The organism is Mesorhizobium sp. ESP-6-4 (assembly GCF_020164735.1).
In the GTDB taxonomy this organism is placed as follows: Bacteria; Pseudomonadota; Alphaproteobacteria; order Rhizobiales; family Rhizobiaceae; genus Mesorhizobium.
This window is the reverse complement of the sequence record NZ_JAIUGS010000004.1, coordinates 212,414-228,577: the sequence shown is the minus strand read 5'-3', so window position 1 is coordinate 228,577 and position 16,164 is coordinate 212,414. Positions and strand designations below refer to the sequence as shown.

At 62.3% G+C, this 16,164-nt stretch carries 17 protein-coding genes; 11 read left to right on the top strand and 6 right to left on the bottom strand.

The features are described from left to right. Positions 1-105: 105 nt before the first annotated feature. Positions 106-1,182 (bottom strand): alpha/beta hydrolase, encoded by a 1,077-nt coding sequence (locus LB523_RS10700; RefSeq protein WP_140840540.1) that lies wholly within the window; start codon positions 1,180-1,182, stop codon positions 106-108. 231 nt (positions 1,183-1,413) lie between these two features. Between LB523_RS10700 and ilvA the strand changes: the two genes are divergently transcribed. Then, entirely contained in the window at positions 1,414-2,661 is a 1,248-nt protein-coding gene (ilvA, locus tag LB523_RS10695; RefSeq protein WP_224602619.1) for a threonine ammonia-lyase IlvA, read from the top strand. Continuing rightward, positions 2,658-3,209 (top strand): DUF1697 domain-containing protein, encoded by a 552-nt coding sequence (locus LB523_RS10690; RefSeq protein ID WP_224602617.1) that lies wholly within the window; start codon positions 2,658-2,660, stop codon positions 3,207-3,209. Before ilvA ends, LB523_RS10690 begins: the two co-directional genes overlap by 4 nt. 34 nt (positions 3,210-3,243) lie before the next feature. On the opposite strand, the gene LB523_RS10685 is transcribed toward LB523_RS10690, so the two are convergent. Beyond that, positions 3,244-3,531 carry a DUF2218 domain-containing protein gene (locus LB523_RS10685; protein WP_224525489.1) on the bottom strand — a complete coding sequence of 96 codons (288 nt, stop codon included), beginning with the start codon at positions 3,529-3,531 and terminating at the stop codon, positions 3,244-3,246. A 114-nt stretch (positions 3,532-3,645) separates the two neighbouring features. After that, the gene (gene gloA / locus LB523_RS10680; protein ID WP_224543788.1) at positions 3,646-4,086 is read right to left on the bottom strand and encodes a lactoylglutathione lyase; all 441 of its coding nucleotides are present in this window, start codon (positions 4,084-4,086) and stop codon (positions 3,646-3,648) included. A 261-nt stretch (positions 4,087-4,347) separates the two neighbouring features. On the opposite strand from gloA, the gene LB523_RS10675 reads away from it, so the two are divergent. From LB523_RS10675 to LB523_RS10665, 3 genes are all read left to right on the top strand, one after another. Beyond that, positions 4,348-4,941, top strand: a complete 594-nt coding sequence (locus LB523_RS10675; protein ID WP_095765583.1) for a cold-shock protein — start codon at positions 4,348-4,350, stop codon at positions 4,939-4,941. A gap of 114 nt (positions 4,942-5,055) precedes the next feature. After that, positions 5,056-5,550, top strand: coding sequence for a DUF192 domain-containing protein (locus tag LB523_RS10670; protein WP_224602616.1), 495 nt, complete (start codon positions 5,056-5,058; stop codon positions 5,548-5,550). A 16-nt stretch (positions 5,551-5,566) separates the two neighbouring features. Then, positions 5,567-6,334, top strand: a complete 768-nt coding sequence (locus tag LB523_RS10665) for an alpha/beta fold hydrolase (RefSeq protein ID WP_224602614.1) — start codon at positions 5,567-5,569, stop codon at positions 6,332-6,334. A gap of 44 nt (positions 6,335-6,378) precedes the next feature. Here the strand turns inward: LB523_RS10665 and speB are convergent, their stop codons facing one another. Together speB and LB523_RS10655 are read right to left on the bottom strand one after the other, a co-directional pair. Beyond that, positions 6,379-7,344, bottom strand: coding sequence for an agmatinase (speB, locus tag LB523_RS10660; RefSeq protein WP_224602612.1), 966 nt, complete (start codon positions 7,342-7,344; stop codon positions 6,379-6,381). A gap of 94 nt (positions 7,345-7,438) precedes the next feature. Continuing rightward, positions 7,439-8,044, bottom strand: coding sequence for a hypothetical protein (locus LB523_RS10655; RefSeq protein ID WP_224602610.1), 606 nt, complete (start codon positions 8,042-8,044; stop codon positions 7,439-7,441). A gap of 131 nt (positions 8,045-8,175) precedes the next feature. Here LB523_RS10655 and LB523_RS10650 point away from each other — a divergent pair, with 131 nt between their 5' ends. The 3 genes from LB523_RS10650 (at position 8,176) to LB523_RS10640 (ending at position 10,222) form a co-directional block, all read left to right on the top strand. Then, positions 8,176-8,805, top strand: a complete 630-nt coding sequence (locus LB523_RS10650; protein ID WP_095765585.1) for a VOC family protein — start codon at positions 8,176-8,178, stop codon at positions 8,803-8,805. A gap of 214 nt (positions 8,806-9,019) precedes the next feature. Then, positions 9,020-9,868: a serine O-acetyltransferase gene (gene cysE / locus LB523_RS10645; RefSeq protein ID WP_224602609.1), complete on the top strand. Its 849-nt coding sequence runs from the start codon at positions 9,020-9,022 to the stop codon at positions 9,866-9,868. A gap of 150 nt (positions 9,869-10,018) precedes the next feature. After that, a complete protein-coding gene (locus tag LB523_RS10640) occupies positions 10,019-10,222 on the top strand; it encodes a DUF3126 family protein (protein WP_027166457.1) in 204 nt (67 codons plus the stop codon). A 70-nt stretch (positions 10,223-10,292) separates the two neighbouring features. Here LB523_RS10640 and LB523_RS10635 read toward each other — a convergent pair whose 3' ends face one another. Further along, positions 10,293-10,880 (bottom strand): hypothetical protein, encoded by a 588-nt coding sequence (locus tag LB523_RS10635; protein ID WP_224602607.1) that lies wholly within the window; start codon positions 10,878-10,880, stop codon positions 10,293-10,295. A gap of 344 nt (positions 10,881-11,224) precedes the next feature. On the opposite strand from LB523_RS10635, the gene LB523_RS10630 reads away from it, so the two are divergent. The 3 genes from LB523_RS10630 (at position 11,225) to lon (ending at position 16,113) form a co-directional block, all read left to right on the top strand. Beyond that, entirely contained in the window at positions 11,225-11,860 is a 636-nt protein-coding gene (locus LB523_RS10630) for an ATP-dependent Clp protease proteolytic subunit (protein WP_095765152.1), read from the top strand. 291 nt (positions 11,861-12,151) lie between these two features. After that, positions 12,152-13,426: an ATP-dependent Clp protease ATP-binding subunit ClpX gene (gene clpX / locus LB523_RS10625; RefSeq protein ID WP_040981372.1), complete on the top strand. Its 1,275-nt coding sequence runs from the start codon at positions 12,152-12,154 to the stop codon at positions 13,424-13,426. A 275-nt stretch (positions 13,427-13,701) separates the two neighbouring features. Then, positions 13,702-16,113: an endopeptidase La gene (gene lon, locus LB523_RS10620; RefSeq protein WP_224602605.1), complete on the top strand. Its 2,412-nt coding sequence runs from the start codon at positions 13,702-13,704 to the stop codon at positions 16,111-16,113. Positions 16,114-16,164: the final 51 nt, after the last annotated feature.

The window sequence follows — 16,164 nt, the reverse complement described above, 5'->3', positions numbered from 1 at the left end:
CCGGGGTCCCCCAAGGGCGGCAACATCTCCTGCTACTGCGATAAAGCCAGAGAGCGGCCGGGTCCAGTTCAAAGTCCCTGCGGCGCGGAACCCGCACCGATACGGTTACTGCGCAGCCAGCTGACGGATGCGGTCCGTCACATCACGATCGCTGGCAAAGCCATCGTCCTCGCGCAGCCGCTGTCCGATCATCTGCACCATCATCGGATTGTCGGCGAATTTGGTGTGATTGAAACTGTCGACGCCCTTGATCTTGGAGAGGTCGACCACCGTGACGCCATAGGAGGCGAGATCTGCGGCATCCCGATAGTCGCCGACGCGCGGCCGCGCGCCGGCGATCAGGCCGGAGAGCCGCAGCGCCCGGTCGTCGTCCGACAGGAGCAGGATGAAGGGCTTGTCCGGCTTGCCGTAGCGGCGCATCTGGCTCTTGAAGACGTCGACATCGATGTCGGGCGAGGCGAGCACAACGTCGCCGAGCTTGCCGCCGAGATCGCGGTCGCCGGTGATGGCAAGCTGGCGCAGCGTCTCCATCGTCACCCAGGTTCCCATCGAATGGGCGACAATGTCGATGCGCCGGGCGCCGGTCTGCGCCAACATCCGCAACGTCACCTCCAGCTGGTCGCGGGCGGCGGCGGCGCTTTCCTTGTCATAGACATAGTCGGTGGTCTTGGCGCCGGAGGCCCAGGAAAACAGCACCGGCGTGCCCGGATAGCCGGAATCGTGGACGATCTGGGTCAGCCGGTAGACGGCGTCGTCGAAGCCGGTGTTGTAGCCGTGGACGAAAACCATGACGCGGCCGCCGCGGGCGTCGATGTCGGTGTTGAGGGCGCTGGCGAATTTCGGCTGCGTGTCGTAGCCGACGACTTCGGAGGCCATGAAATATTTCGTCGGGTCGTTCGACTTGCCGCGCGAACGGCGCTCGATCTGGCCGGTCTGGTGAATGGGGGGAACAGTGACGTTGACACGCGCATAGTTGAGGGTCGCCGAGCGTTCGCCGTCAAAAACCTTGTTCGGGTCGTCGGAGCGCTTGCGTGTGGTGGCGATGAAGATCGAGTGGTTGCCGGCGATCTCGGTCGCCGTCGTCGGCACGACGACGCTGCCCAGGATTTCCTGCGTCTGCTGGCCCGCGCAGCCTGCTATCAGCAGGGCAAAGGCAATGATCAGAATTGTCTTCAACCGCACGTCGACACTTTCACTGGCATTCCACTCCGGCCACGATTGGCCGTCCACCTCCGCGGAAATCTCCCGGACAGCCGAAGTGCGGCTAAAGTAAGTCGTGTCCAGCGGAAATTGGCCCAGCGTCGGGCGACGGCCATCGCACTGTTGCGCGAAAGCCAAAACGGCGGCAGGAAGATTGCAGGCGCGGGATATGGCTGTCCTGGCGTACCGCCGAGACCAAATGAGGGACTTCTATTGAACAGCTTCTCTTCTCGCGTCGCCGCTGCCGCCGAGGCGATCCGCGAAATCTTTCCGGAAACGCCGCTGCAGGAGAACGATTACCTGTCCAAGAAGACAGGCGCGCGCATCCTTTTGAAGCGTGAGGATCTGACGCCGGTGCGCTCCTACAAGATCAGGGGCGCGTTCAACTTCTTCCGCAAGGCGCTCGCCGCCGGCAATAATGCCGAGCTGTTCGTCTGCGCCTCGGCAGGCAATCACGCCCAAGGCTTTGCCTTCGTCTGCCGCCATTTCGGCAAGAAGGGCGTCGTGTTCATGCCGGTGACGACACCGCAGCAGAAGATCGACAAGACGCGGCTGTTCGGCGGCGATTTCGTCGAGATCAGGCTGGTCGGCGACTTCTTCGACGATTGCTACCGCGCCGCCTTCGAATTCACCGAAACCGCCGGCGCGCATATGGTGCCGCCCTTCGACCACAAGGACATTATCGAGGGCCAGGCGACGGTTGCCTACGAGATCGCGGCCCAGATGCCGGGCGGGCGCATCGTCATGCTGCCGGTGGGCGGCGGCGGCCTCGCCGCCGGTGTGACCCACTATTTCGCCGACCAGCATCGCGATCCGCGTTTCGTGTTCTGCGAGCCGGCGGGCGCGCCGAGCCTGCGCGAGAGCCTTGCCGGCGGCAAGCGGGTCAAGCTCGCCAAGGTCGACAATTTTGTCGACGGTGCCGCGGTGGCCGAGATCGGACGCGAGCCGTTGCGCCATCTCAAGGACTTCACCGCCGATACCGTGCGGCTGGTTCCGGAGAACCGGCTCTGCGCCACCATGATCGAGATGCTCAATGTCGAGGGCGTCGTGCTGGAGCCGGCCGGCGCGCTGGCGATCGACGCGCTCAAGGATTTTTCGCGCAAGGAGATCAGGGGCAAGACCATCGTCGCGGTCGTCTCCGGCGGCAATTTCGACTTCGAGCGGCTGCCGGACGTGAAGGAGAGGGCGCTGCGCTTCGAGGGGTTGAAGAAGTATTTCATCATCCGCTTCCCGCAACGGCCGGGCGCGCTGCGCGATTTCCTCGAAATGCTCGGTCCCGACGACGACATCGCCCGCTTCGAGTATTTGAAAAAGTCGGCGCGCAATTTCGGCTCGGTGCTGATCGGCATCGAGACCAAGGACCGGCGCAATTTCGACCTGCTGAAAGCCAATTTCGACGCCGAAGGCGTGCAATATCAGGATATCACCGACAACGAGACGCTGGCGGGGTTCATCATATGAAGGGCCCGGTTTTCGTTGCGCTATTTTCCGCCATCAATGTCGGCGGCAACCGCATCGTCAAAATGGCGGAGCTCAAAGCCTTTTTCGAAAGTCTCGGCTTCAGCGATGTCGCGACTTATGTGCAGAGCGGCAATGTCGTGTTCCGGGCGAAGAAGGGGGACGCGGCGGCGCTGACCAAGGAGATCGAGGCTGCCTTCGAGAAGAAGTGGGGTTTTCATTCGCGCATCATGGTGCGCGATGCCGGCTGGTTCGAGCGGCTGGTGAAGGACAATCCCTATCCCGAGGTGGCCGGCGAGCCGACCAAGCTGCACGCTTATGCGCTGGAACGGGAGCCGACCGCCGAGGAGACGAAGCGGCTCGCCGACAAATGCTCCGGCCCCGAGCGCTTCGAGATCAAGGGCGACGTGCTTTATCTTCATGCGCCGGACGGGCTCGGCAAATCGGTGTTCGCCAACCTCATTCCGCGTACCTTGAAGGTGCCGGGCACGGCGCGTAACTGGCGCAGCGTGCTGGCCCTGCTCGACATGGCCGGCAAGGCCGGCGGCTGACTGTCCGAGGCACTTTTCCCGGAATTGCTCCGGCTCAGGCGGCCTTTTGCCAATCGAAGCTTAGTTCCTCGCGGAAGGCGAAACGCTTGATATGGTCCGCGACCACGCTCTCCAGCCGCTCCAGCGACGCTTCGTCGTCGGCGGCCACAGCGATGTGCAGGGCCCGATCGTCGGCATCCATCACGGTGCGGCCGATCGAGAGCTGGATGGCGCCGTGCTGCGGGTCGAACTCGACCGGGAATTTATGCGACCAGTGCTTGCAGAGCTGCTGCAGGTAGCGGCTGGCATGTTCGGTGGCGACATCGGCGCGGCTGGTCAGCATGGAATTCTCCTGGCGGATGAAGAAACGCCAGCCTGGATGAGGCTGGCGCCAATTGCGGATAGATAAGCAGCGTCGGGCGAAACGCCAGCCGCCCCCGGTCAAATCGGGGTGGATTTACCAGGCCCCCGTGTTCGGCATCGAGGCCCATGGTTCGGCCTTCGCCTTGGCCGGGCCTTTCTGCAGCAGCTCGATCGAGATGCCGTCCGGCGAGCGGACAAAAGCCATGTTGCCGTCGCGCGGCGGACGATTGATGGTCACGCCATTGTCCATCAGCTTCTGGCAGGTTGCGTAGATGTCGTCGACCTCATAGGCGAGGTGGCCGAAATTGCGGCCGCCCTTATAGTCCTCCGGGTCCCAATTGTAGGTCAATTCGATCAGCGGCGCCTTCTCATGGATGCCGCTTTGCTCGTCTTCCGGCGCGGCGAGGAAGATCAACGTGTAGCGGCCCTGCTCGTTCTCGTAGCGGCGCACCTCCTTGAGGCCGAGCTTGTTGCAGTAGAAATCGAGCGACTGGTCGATATCGGCGACGCGGACCATTGTGTGCAGATAGCGCATGGCGGCTTCCTCAAAGTGTTGGGTTGGAACGCACCATAGGAGCCGTCCGGGGAAAGGGCAATCGTCCGACAATAGGGGCGGCACGGTCGACTTCAGGCCCTGCGATTTCGGCTTCCGGAAGCGCCGGCAAAGGACATTTCAGCCTTTCCGGTGCTGAACGGTGAAAAAAGGCACGTCAGCCCTTGCACACCCCGGAAGCCGCAGTGTTAATCTCTTGGCAAGAATCAGTTGCAGTTCAGTTGGAAAAAAGGGGGCATTCTTATGGGGGAAAAAGCCTCTTTCACGAGGCGGGACGGAAGCCTTGACGACGCCTTGCAGCGGGACAATGGCGGCGACTCCGCCGAGCTTGTCGAAATCGCCGGCGCTATCAAATGGTTCGACGTGGCCAAGGGCTACGGCTTCATTCTTCCGGACGACGGCGTCTCGGGTGATATTCTCCTCCATGTGACATGTCTTCGAAGGGACGGTTTCCAGACGGCGCTCGAGGGCGCGCGGGTCGTCTGCCTGGTGAAACAGGGCGAGCGCGGCTTGCAAGCTTTCCGCGTCCTTTCCATGGATGCTTCGACGGCCGTCCACCCGGCAGAGCAGGAACAGCGCACCCACGTCACCGTCAACCCGGAGAGCGGCCTCGAGCGAGCCTTGGTCAAGTGGTTCAACCGCACCAAGGGATTCGGCTTCCTGACGCGGGGCGAGGGGACGGAAGACATCTTCGTCCACATGGAGACGCTGCGGCGCTACGGCATAACCGAGCTCCGGCCCGGCCAAGTCGTGCTCGTTCGGTTCGGGCGCGGCGACAAAGGCCTTATGGCCGCCGAAATCCACCCCGATATGGGTACCTTGTCGGTCTCGCACTGAGGGCTTCTCGACGCAACTCGAAAAGTCCCTTTGCCGCGGCGCGACCATCTTGTCCGAAAACCGGTTCCACTTGTCCGGATCATGGGTTAGGACGAGCGTCTGGACGAGGTACGCATGGTTCATCGCAATTGGCTGACTGCGGGCATATTCTGCGCCGCGATCGTTTTCGCCGCCTGTTTCATCGCTGCGAAGCCAAGTTCGGCGGATGCGATGCTGCTGCCGATCGACCGGACGCCGCTTGTGGTGTCGACCGGTTCGGGCGAGCATTCCTTCTCCATCGAGATCGCCGATACCTCCGCCGAACGCGAGGCGGGACTGATGTTTCGCCGGACCATGGCAGACGATCACGGCATGTTGTTCGTCTTTGAAAGAACGGACGAGGTGGACTTCTGGATGAAGAACACGCCGATGGCGCTCGACCTGATCTTCATCGGTGAGGATGGCAGGATCAAAGCCATCAAGCGCGGCGAGCCCGAATCCGAAGCGATCATCTCGCCGGGACAACCCGTGCGCTTCGTGCTTGAGCTCAAGGCCGGCACAGCCGCCAGGGACGGCATCAAGGAAGGCGATCTGTTGCGCCACCCGGCTATCGGTACTGGCGCCAACTGAAAAAGCAAATCTGCCGATGCAGTTCTTTTCCCATGACGGTTTCGAACTTGCCTATCTCGATCGCCAGCCGGCCTCGGGGCAGGGCGACCCGGTGCTGATGATCCATGGCTTTGCCTCGAGCCACTACGTCAACTGGGTCTCGCCGGGCTGGTTCAAGACGCTGAACGACGCCGGCTACCGGGCGATCGCCTTCGACCATCGCGGCCATGGCTCGTCGTCGAAGAGCTATGACGAGGCCGATTACACGCCGGCCAAGATGGCGTCCGATGCGGCCGCGCTGCTTGATAATCTCGGCATCGAGCGCGCGCATGTCATGGGTTATTCGATGGGCGCGCGCGTCTCGGCTTTCCTGGCGCTCTCCGATCCGCAGAAGGTGGCGACGCTGGTGCTCGGCGGCCTCGGCATCGGCATGGTCGACGGGGTCGGCGACTGGGACCCGATCGCTGCTGCCCTGCTGGCGGAAGACCCTTCCCAGACCACGCATCCGCGCGGCCGCTCCTTTCGCGCCTTCGCGGATCAGACGCGCAGCGATCGTCGCGCGCTTGCGGCTTGCATCGCAAAGTCGCGCGAGTTGCTGAGCGAGGATGACATGGCCCGCATCGCCCAGCCGACACTGATCGCCGTCGGCACGAAGGACGACATCGGCGGTTCGCCGGACGAGCTTGCGGCGCTGATGCCGAATGCCAGGGCCTTTCATATTGAGGGCCGCGACCACATGCTCGCCGTCGGCGACAAGAGCTTCAAGCAGCGCGTGCTCGAGTTCTACGCCGAAAACCCGCTCTGAGCGCGGCGCTGCTGGGCTGACAAATGGTCGATCTGCACGTCGCGCTAGCCCTGCGCCCTCCTGTCGGCGAGGGACCTCGCCATGACGCACAGCAGCTCGAACATCATCGTCGCGCCGGCCAGCGCCGTCATGCCGCCGACATCAAAGGGAGGCGCGACCTCGACGACATCGGCGCCGACGAAATTCAATCCGCCCAACAATCGAACCATCTCCTGCGCCTCGCGTGTCGTGAAACCGCCGATCTCCGGCGTGCCGGTGCCGGGTGCCATGGACGGGTCGATGCAATCGATGTCGAACGTCACATAGGTCGCGCTGTCGCCGACGAGATCGCGCGCCTCCTGCATGACGGAAGCGACGCCGCGCCGGACGAATTCTTCCATATAGATGATGCGCACGCCCCGAGCGGTCGCCCAATCGTGTTCGCCCGGTTCATAGATCGAGCCTCTGATCCCGATCTGGACAATCCGCTTCGGGTCGAGCAGCCCCTCCTCGATCGCGCGGCGGAAAGGCGTTCCGTGCGTGTAGGGATTGTCGCCGAAATAGCGGTCATTGGTGTCGGAATGCGCATCGAAGTGAACCATGCCGACAGGCGCCTTGCGGGCCACGGCGCGCAGCACCGGCAGCGTCGTCAGGTGGTCGCCGCCCGCGGCGAGCGGCAGGGCACCGTCCGCTACGATCGCCGCAATGCCGTCCTCGATGCGCTTCAACCCATCGAGCAGGTTGATCGGGTTGACCGAGACGTCGCCGACATCGGCAATATTGGCGATGGAGAACGGTTCGGTTCCCGAGACATGGTGGACCCGGCGCATCAGGCTCGACTGGTTCCTGATTTCGCGCGGACCGTGGCGGGCGCCGGCCCGGTTGGTCGTGCCGCCGTCCCATGGAATTCCGACAAGGGCGATGTCGAGCCCCTTCGCGCCCGGCACGGCTGGCAGCCGCATGAAAGTGGAAAGCCCGGCAAAGCGCGGCACCTGCGCTGCGTCGACGGGTTGGTGGAAGCTGTTTTCCATGGTGGCGGCCATCCCAGAGCGGTTCACGTTCGATAGCGATCGCAGGGCCTTGAATTTGGGCATAGAGGCAAAGCCCTGCGTGAGTATGGGCCTATCAGGGCTGGTCTTGCAGGGCCTGCAATGAATGGCTGAGATTTTCCCTGGCCTGCGCCTCGAACCGATCCCTGAACTCGGTCGTATAGAAAATGTGTGGACGGGCGAGGAAACTCTTCAGGACGGCCGAGCGGCCGGCGTGCCACATCGGCTCCTCCACCCAGCCATATTCCAGCCGGACCGCCTTCTCGTAAGCATCGAACACCGCCGGTTCGGCGCCGAGGATCGCGAGATCCATGTCGAGCAAAAGGGCCGCATCGTTGAGCGCGCCCTCGTCGCGCAAAGGCGGCAATTGATGGGTGGCGGTGGCGTTGATCATCGCCGCTATGCGGGCTAGGCGATGAGGATCGACGCGCCCGGCGAGCTTTTTCTCGGCCAGGTCTGCGCTTTTTGCCTCATTGTCCTTGGCGCGGCTGTCATAGATCGCGTCATGAAACCAGATCGCCGCTTCGATGGCGCCCGGGTCGTCGAGTAGGTCTCGGTATTCTTCAGCCAGCGCCAGCATGGCCTCGATATGGGCGAGGTTGTGATAGTGCCGGTCCCCGGCCTGATAGAGGGCGCAAAGCTCGGCTTTCAGCGCAACATCGATCAGCGTCTCTTTTTCCATGACAAATTTTTCCGGGCGGCTAACGCTGGCACGACAACGCAAGTCGCCGCCGGCTTCAAGAGCATATGTATCCGATTGACCAAAATGCGCGACGGAGGGAAGCTGCCGAGATCGAACCCAAGGAGCGTGACATGACCGGCGGGACGAAACCTGGCACGATCGACATGAAATTGGAGGCGGTCGTCATCCCAGTTGCCGATGTCGATCGAGCCAAGGGCTTCTATGCCGGCTTGGGCTGGAGGCTCGATGCTGACTTCGTGGTCGGCGACGCGTTCCGAGTCGTGCAGTTCACGCCGCCGGGTTCGCCATGTTCGATCCATTTCGGCACGGGCCTCACATCGGCCGCGCCTGGTTCGGCGAAAGTGCTTTATCTGATCGTGTCCGATATTGAAGCGGCCCGGGCTGAACTCGTGGCGCGTGGCGTCGAGGCAAGCGACATCTTCCACCGCAACGGCCCCGGCCAGCCGCCGATCAAAGGCCGGCATCCGGAGGGGCGCAGCTATTCCTCGTTCGTCACATTCAGCGATCCGGACGGCAATGGCTGGCTGCTGCAGGAGATCACCCAGCGCTTGCCCGGGCGCGTCGATGCGGGTGATACGACGTTCACTTCATCCCCGGAACTTGCGGCCGCGCTGCGGCGGGCCGCGGCGGCACACGGCGAACATGAGAAACGCGCTGGCGGACAGTACGACAAGAACTGGCCTGACTGGTACGCCGCTTACATGGTGGCGGAACAGGCCGGAACGGCATTGCCGCAATGAGGTCTGACGCCGGACTGTGCCCGTTTCCTACGTTTGGGAAGACGACAATCGAGGCGATTTCGAATGCGCTCCCGATCAAGGGTTCGTTTTCCATCGCCGCTTGAATTTGCGTGAACCAGGTCCATTTGACAAAGCACTAAGGAAAATTGAGTTCAACCGTGCTATGATGTGGCCTATATGTGCCGCCGGAGAATGAGGAAGCCGGAGAGCGTCGATGAACAGCATTACGATTGCCCGCCCCAGCAGGGTGCAGCCGGTCGATCCGATCTGGCGGTCGATCCGCGACGAAGCGATGGAGGCGGTGAACCGCGATCCGTTGCTGGCGGCGTTCCTCTATTCGACGATCCTCAATCAGCAGAGCCTGGAAGAAGCGGTGATCCACCGGCTTGCCGAGCGCCTCGATCACCAGGATATCGGCTCCGATCTCATCCGCCAGACCTTCAAAGCCATGCTGGACGACGATCCTGACTGGAGCACGACGGTGCGCGTCGACATCCAGGCCTATTACGACCGCGACCCGGCCTGCGACCGTTTCATCATGCCGGTGCTCTATTTCAAAGGTTTTCACGCCATCCAGACGCATCGTCTGGCGCACTGGCTGTGGAACCATGGCCGCCGGGACTTCGCGCTCTACCTGCAGAGCAGGTCGTCATCGGTGTTCCAAACCGATATCAACCCGGCCGCTCGCATCGGCAAGGGTATCTTTATCGATCACGCCACCGGGCTGGTCGTCGGCGAGACGGCGGTCATCGAGGATGACGTGTCGATCCTGCACGGCGTGACGCTGGGCGGCACCGGCAAGGCCAATGGCGACCGTCATCCGAAGATCCGCCGCGGCGTGCTGATCGGCGCCGGCGCCAAGATTCTCGGCAATATCGAGGTCGGTCATTGCTCGAAGATTGCCGCCGGTTCGGTGGTGCTGTCGCCCGTGCCGCACAACAAGACGGTCGCCGGCGTGCCGGCGCGGGTCGTGGGGGAAACCGGCTGCGACCAGCCCTCGCGACAGATGGACCAGCTCCTGCCGTCGCAGAGCATGGACCACGTGGTCAGCTTCGACATCTGAGACTGCCAGCCCGCCTGGTGACCGGAATCCGGCCACGGTTTTCAAGTGCCGGTTGTCACGTGTTATCCTGTCGGCTTGCCTTTACATCGCCATCGTCGGCGTGTCAGAAGCGCGTTCCCATGAATTAAGCCGACATTTCGGAGAAGTCTTTTGAAGCCTGACGAAATCAGAAAGCTGGACGCCTATTTCAAGCGCGTCTTCCAGAATCCCAAGCTGCAGGTGAAGGCGCGTCCGCGCAAGGAAGACTCGGCCGAAGTCTATGTCGGCGACGAATTCCTCGGCATCGTCTTCAAGGACGAGGACGACGGCGACTACAATTTCTCAATGGCGATCCTCGACATCGACCTCGCCTGACCCGGGGACAGCTCCGGCCGGCGCGCGACACCACCGCCCGGCCGGCTGCAACCCGTAGGCGAAGTACCGGCTAATCCTGGCAATGCCGCGGAATGTGCACGCGCCGCCAGCTGGTCGAACCTTCCCGCACCACCACCCTACGCGCTACCGTCCCGTAAGACGGCGGGATTTCCCGGATGCGGACCTGTTGCGGCCGCACCAGCACTTCGTGGGCAACCGCTTCAAATTCCGCCGGCTGAACGACGCGCCGGACGCGCTCCGGCTGGATTACTACCGTCTCGGCGACGCGCGCATAGCGGGCCTTGCGCCATACCTTGCACAGCACCTTGCGGCCATGGATGACGCGCCATTCCCAGGCATAGCCGCCATCGTCGACTTTGACCGTGTGGTAGACCGTGCGTGTGACCGCCGGCGCGGTCTCGTAGGTGACGCGCGGCGGCGCGATCTGCTCCACGCCTTGATAGGTGCCGTAAATCGGCGCGTCGTAGTCGACCACCTGTCCGCCAGGGTTCAGCATCACGTCCTCGTAGAGGGTATCGTAAAGTGCCGGCCTGTGGATCGGCTCGTAGCATTCGAGCGCGCGCCCGCCTGCGGCGGTTTCACAGACGCTGGCAAGCATCGCGACTGCCGCCAGCGATGCGGAGCTTTTGCGGATCATGACATTCCCCGTTTGAAAAGAACGCCTTCACAACGCAGGACTGTAACGGAAGCTCCGGGGGCGGACAGCGATTTCAAGGCTTTTCGTTAAACATCGCGGTTAAGGAATTGCTACTTGCGAGCGCCTTACGGGGCCGGCGGGGACTGGGCCCGTCTCATTAGGCCAGAGCGCGCCCGTGCTCCGCGGGCCTACCGCGCTTGATTCGGCTTAACCAGATGGCTAGGAGAGGCGGCCTTGCGCTAGGGTGAGCCGGCATCCTATTTAGGTCGTAACCAATCCAGAACGATTCCGCGCGATTGCTGATATATCAAGGTGCCGGAATCCATCTCCTACAAGGGTAGTCCATGAAGAACCCCGTTGAAACCTACATGAACCTCGTTCCGATGGTGGTCGAGCAGACCAACCGCGGCGAGCGTGCCTATGACATTTTCTCGCGCCTCTTGAAGGAACGCATCATCTTCATCACCGGGCCGGTCGAGGACGGGATGGCGACGCTGGTTTGTGCACAGCTTTTGTTTCTCGAGGCGGAGAACCCTAAGAAGGAAATCAACCTCTATATCAATTCGCCGGGCGGCGTCGTCACCTCGGGCATGGCGATCTACGACACTATGCAGTTCATCAAGCCGGCGGTGTCGACGCTCTGCATCGGCCAGGCTGCTTCGATGGGTTCGCTGCTTCTGACCGCCGGCCACAAGGACATGCGTTTTGCCACGCCGAACGCCCGCATCATGGTCCATCAGCCGTCCGGCGGCTTCCAGGGCCAAGCCTCGGACATCGAACGTCATGCGCAGGACATCATCAAGCTGAAGCGCCGCTTGAACGAGGTCTATGTCAAGCATACCGGCAAGAGCTATGACGAGATCGAGAAGACGCTCGACCGCGACCATTTCATGACCGCGGACGAGGCCAGGGACTTCGGCCTGATCGACAAGGTCATTTCCAGCCGCGAGGCGGTCGAGACAGCCACCGCTTCAGCCTGACCTCGACGGCAAATGGCAGCATAACGCGGTTTTGGCGCGTCTTGCGGCATTTCGGCCACATTTGGCTGTTCCCTCAGGCGTTGGGATTGCCTACGTTAAGGCTATGTTGATTTTCGACGGCTTAGCTTTGCGTGGGGTTGCTGCGAATCATTGCCGCGTTTTCTGATTTGTGTTTCGTACGGAATGCGCTGTGTGAGCCGGGACACTGGCGGTGGCGGATTCCCGCGATAGATTGGTGAAGACGTCACTCAAAGCCAGACGGTCGGCGGGCGTCGGTGAAAGGACAGAAAAATGAGCAAGGTCAGCAACGGCGGCGGTGATTCAAAGAACACCCTCTACTGCTCGTTTTGCGGCAAGAGCCAGCACGAGGTCCGCAAGCTGATCGCGGGGCCGACGGTTTTCATCTGCGACGAATGCGTCGAGCTGTGCATGGACATCATCCGCGAGGAGAACAAGACCTCGATGGTGAAGTCGCGCGAAGGCGTGCCGACACCGCAGGAAATCCTCAAGGTCCTCGACGACTACGTCATCGGCCAGCCCTATGCCAAACGCGTGCTGTCGGTGGCGGTTCACAACCACTACAAGCGCCTGGCGCATGCCGGCAAGAACAACGACGTCGAGCTGGCCAAGTCCAATATCCTTCTGATCGGCCCGACCGGCTGCGGCAAGACGCTTCTCGCGCAGACGCTCGCCCGCATCATCGACGTGCCGTTCACCATGGCCGACGCCACGACGCTGACCGAGGCCGGCTACGTCGGCGAGGACGTCGAGAACATCATCCTGAAGCTGTTGCAGTCGGCCGACTACAATGTCGAGCGCGCGCAGCGCGGCATCGTCTATATCGACGAAATCGACAAAATCTCGCGCAAGTCGGATAATCCCTCGATCACCCGCGACGTGTCGGGCGAGGGCGTGCAGCAGGCGCTCCTGAAGATTATGGAAGGCACGGTCGCCTCCGTGCCGCCGCAGGGCGGCCGCAAGCATCCGCAGCAGGAATTCCTGCAGGTCGACACCGCCAACATCCTGTTCATCTGCGGCGGCGCCTTCGCGGGGCTGGACAAGATCATCTCGGATCGCGGCCGCAAGACCTCGATCGGCTTCGGCGCCACCGTGGCTTCGCCCGAGGATCGGCGCACTGGTGACCTGTTCCGCCAGGTCGAGCCGGAGGATCTCCTGAAATTCGGCCTGATCCCGGAATTCGTAGGTCGTCTGCCGGTCCTGGCGACACTGGAAGACCTCGACGAGCCGGCGCTGATCCAGATCCTGACCGAACCGAAGAACGCGCTGGTCAAGCAATATCAGCGGCTGTTCGAGATGGAGAATGTCGATCTGACGTTCCACGAGAACGCGCTGTCGGCGATCGCCAAGCGCGCCATCGAGCGCAAGACTGGCGCACGCGGCCTGCGCTCCATCATGGAAGCGATCCTGCTCGACACCATGTTCGAGCTGCCGGCGCTTGAAGGTGTGCGCGAGGTGGTGATTTCGGAAGAGGTGGTGTCCGGCAACGCCCGGCCGCTCTACATCTACTCCGAGCAGAAGGAAAAGAAGGGCAATGTCAGCGCCTGAAATGGCACTGCGCCCGACAATTTTCATGGAACGGCGCCCGCGTGGCGCCGTTTTGCTGTCAAGGGCGGGGAGGCGAGCAGTGGAAGGGCTCGAACGACCGTGTTAACCCTTGATCTTTGCCTCGGTTACATCCACCTAACAGCAGAAGGCCGAGGCGCCGAATTCTGTGCTGTAAAATTCCCGTCACAAACGGTGGTAGGCGGAACGACGCTCGGTCGTTAATATGAGATTCGCGGTTGGCTAAAATAAGCGGCCGCGACATGAAAGGTTGGACAATGGCCAAGATATCCAAGGCTTCCGGCGACGGCGTTTTCGCAGTCCTCCCACTGCGCGATATCGTCGTGTTCCCGCATATGATCGTTCCGCTCTTCGTGGGCCGTGAAAAGTCGATCAAGGCGCTGGAAGAGGTGATGGGTCAGGAAAAACAGATCCTGCTTGCCACCCAGATGAATGCAGCCGACGACGATCCTGAGCCCGGTGCGATTTTCGACATCGGCACGCTCGCCAATGTGCTGCAGCTTTTGAAGCTTCCCGACGGCACCGTGAAGGTGCTGGTCGAGGGCGCCTCGCGCGCCAAGATCGTCTCGTTCACCGACCGTGCCGATTTCCATGAGGCCCGCGCCACGGCGCTCGCCGAGCCGGAAGAGGAAGAGGTCGAAATCGAGGCGCTTGCCCGCTCGGTCGTCACCGACTTCGAGAATTACGTCAAGCTGAACAAGAAGATCTCGCCCGAAGTGGTGGGTGCCGCCAGCCAGATCGACGACTATTCCAAGCTCGCCGATACGGTTGCATCGCATCTCGCCATCAAGATCCCCGAGAAGCAGGAGATGCTTGCAACGCTTTCCGTCAAGGAGCGTCTGGAGAAGGCGATGGGCTTCATGGAAGCCGAAATCTCCGTGCTCCAGGTGGAAAAGCGCATCCGTTCGCGCGTCAAGCGCCAGATGGAGAAGACGCAGCGCGAGTACTACCTCAACGAGCAGATGAAGGCGATCCAGAAGGAGCTCGGCGAGGGCGAGGATGGCCGCGACGAGGCCGCCGAGATCGAGGCGCGCATCAAGAAGACCAAGCTCTCCAAGGAGGCCCGCGAAAAGGCGGAGGCCGAGTTGAAGAAGCTGCGCTCGATGTCGCCGATGTCGGCTGAATCGACGGTCGTGCGCAACTATCTCGATTGGCTCTTGTCGATCCCGTGGGGCAAAAACTCCAAGGTCAAGCAGGACCTCGGCTTTGCGCAGGACGTGCTCGATGCCGATCACTTCGGCCTCGACAAGGTCAAGGAACGCATCGTCGAGTATCTTGCCGTGCAGAGCCGCCAGAAGAAGCTGAAGGGGCCGATCCTGTGCCTCGTCGGCCCGCCCGGCGTCGGCAAGACCTCGCTTGGCAAGTCGATCGCCAAGGCCACCGGCCGCGAGTTCATCCGCATGGCGCTCGGCGGCGTGCGCGACGAGGCCGAGATCCGTGGCCACAGGCGGACCTATATCGGCTCGATGCCCGGCAAGGTCATCCAGTCGATGAAGAAGGCCAAGAAGTCCAACCCGCTCTTCCTGCTCGACGAGATCGACAAGATGGGCCAGGACTTCCGCGGCGATCCGTCCTCGGCCCTGCTCGAAGTGCTCGATCCGGAACAGAACTCGACGTTCATGGACCATTACCTCGAGGTCGAATACGACCTGTCGAGCGTGATGTTCGTGACGACGGCGAACACGCTGAACATCCCTGCGCCCCTGATGGACCGCATGGAGATCATCCGTATCGCCGGTTACACCGAGGACGAGAAGATCGAGATCGCCAAGCGTCACCTGATGCCCAAGGTGATCCGCGACCATGCCCTGCAGCCGAACGAATTCTCGGTCGGCGAGGACGCGATCCGCGGCATCATCCAGACCTACACGCGGGAAGCCGGCGTGCGCAGCCTGGAGCGCGAGCTGATGAAGCTCGGCCGTAAGGCGGTGACCGAGATCCTGCGGACCAAGAAGAAGACGGTGAAGATCACGGCGGACAACCTCGCCGATTATCTCGGCGTGCCGCGCTTCCGCTTCGGCCAGATCGAGGCCGACGATCAGGTCGGCGTGGTCACGGGTCTTGCCTGGACGGAAGTCGGCGGCGAGCTGCTGACGGTCGAAGGCGTCATGATGCCCGGCAAGGGCCGCATGACGGTGACCGGCAATCTGCGCGACGTGATGAAGGAATCGATCTCGGCGGCGGCGTCCTACGTCCGCTCGCGCGCCATTGATTTCGGCATCGAGCCGCCGCTGTTCGACAAGCGCGACATCCACGTGCATTTGCCGGAGGGTGCCACGCCGAAGGACGGCCCGTCTGCCGGTGCGGCCATGGCCACGGCCATCGTGTCGGTGCTGACGGGTATTCCGGTCCGCGCCGATGTGGCGATGACCGGCGAAATCACGCTGCGCGGCCGTATTCTGCCGATTGGCGGCCTGAAGGAGAAGCTGCTCGCGGCGCTGCGCGGCGGCATCAAGAAGGTGCTGATCCCGGAAGAGAACGTCAAGGATCTGGCGGAGATTCCGGACAATGTGAAGAACGGCATGGAGATCGTCCCGGTCTCGCGGGTCGGCGAGGTGCTCGCGCACGCGCTGGTCAGGATGCCGGAGCCGATCGAGTGGGTCGAACCGGTCAATGCGCCGGCTCCGGTCGACAGCGGCGACGATGCTGGAAAGTCGCTTGCTCATTAGCATTTGCTAATATTGCAGCGCACAAAGAGAGAGCCGGGCTTTCAAGCCCGG

Excerpts from the sequence above, each read along its gene's own strand:
- LB523_RS10690 (WP_224602617.1), top strand. The coding sequence starts at position 2,658 with ATGAAGGGCCCGGTTTTCGTTGCGCTATTTTCCGCCATCAATGTCGGC.
- LB523_RS10685 (WP_224525489.1), bottom strand. The coding sequence starts at position 3,531 with ATGCTGACCAGCCGCGCCGATGTCGCCACCGAACATGCCAGCCGCTAC.
- gloA (WP_224543788.1), bottom strand. The coding sequence starts at position 4,086 with ATGCGCTATCTGCACACAATGGTCCGCGTCGCCGATATCGACCAGTCG.
- LB523_RS10675 (WP_095765583.1), top strand. The coding sequence starts at position 4,348 with ATGGGGGAAAAAGCCTCTTTCACGAGGCGGGACGGAAGCCTTGACGAC.
- LB523_RS10670 (WP_224602616.1), top strand. The coding sequence starts at position 5,056 with ATGGTTCATCGCAATTGGCTGACTGCGGGCATATTCTGCGCCGCGATC.
- LB523_RS10665 (WP_224602614.1), top strand. The coding sequence starts at position 5,567 with ATGCAGTTCTTTTCCCATGACGGTTTCGAACTTGCCTATCTCGATCGC.
- speB (WP_224602612.1), bottom strand. The coding sequence starts at position 7,344 with ATGGAAAACAGCTTCCACCAACCCGTCGACGCAGCGCAGGTGCCGCGC.
- LB523_RS10655 (WP_224602610.1), bottom strand. The coding sequence starts at position 8,044 with ATGGAAAAAGAGACGCTGATCGATGTTGCGCTGAAAGCCGAGCTTTGC.
- LB523_RS10650 (WP_095765585.1), top strand. The coding sequence starts at position 8,176 with ATGACCGGCGGGACGAAACCTGGCACGATCGACATGAAATTGGAGGCG.
- cysE (WP_224602609.1), top strand. The coding sequence starts at position 9,020 with ATGAACAGCATTACGATTGCCCGCCCCAGCAGGGTGCAGCCGGTCGAT.
- LB523_RS10635 (WP_224602607.1), bottom strand. The coding sequence starts at position 10,880 with ATGATCCGCAAAAGCTCCGCATCGCTGGCGGCAGTCGCGATGCTTGCC.
- LB523_RS10630 (WP_095765152.1), top strand. The coding sequence starts at position 11,225 with ATGAAGAACCCCGTTGAAACCTACATGAACCTCGTTCCGATGGTGGTC.
- clpX (WP_040981372.1), top strand. The coding sequence starts at position 12,152 with ATGAGCAAGGTCAGCAACGGCGGCGGTGATTCAAAGAACACCCTCTAC.
- lon (WP_224602605.1), top strand. The coding sequence starts at position 13,702 with ATGGCCAAGATATCCAAGGCTTCCGGCGACGGCGTTTTCGCAGTCCTC.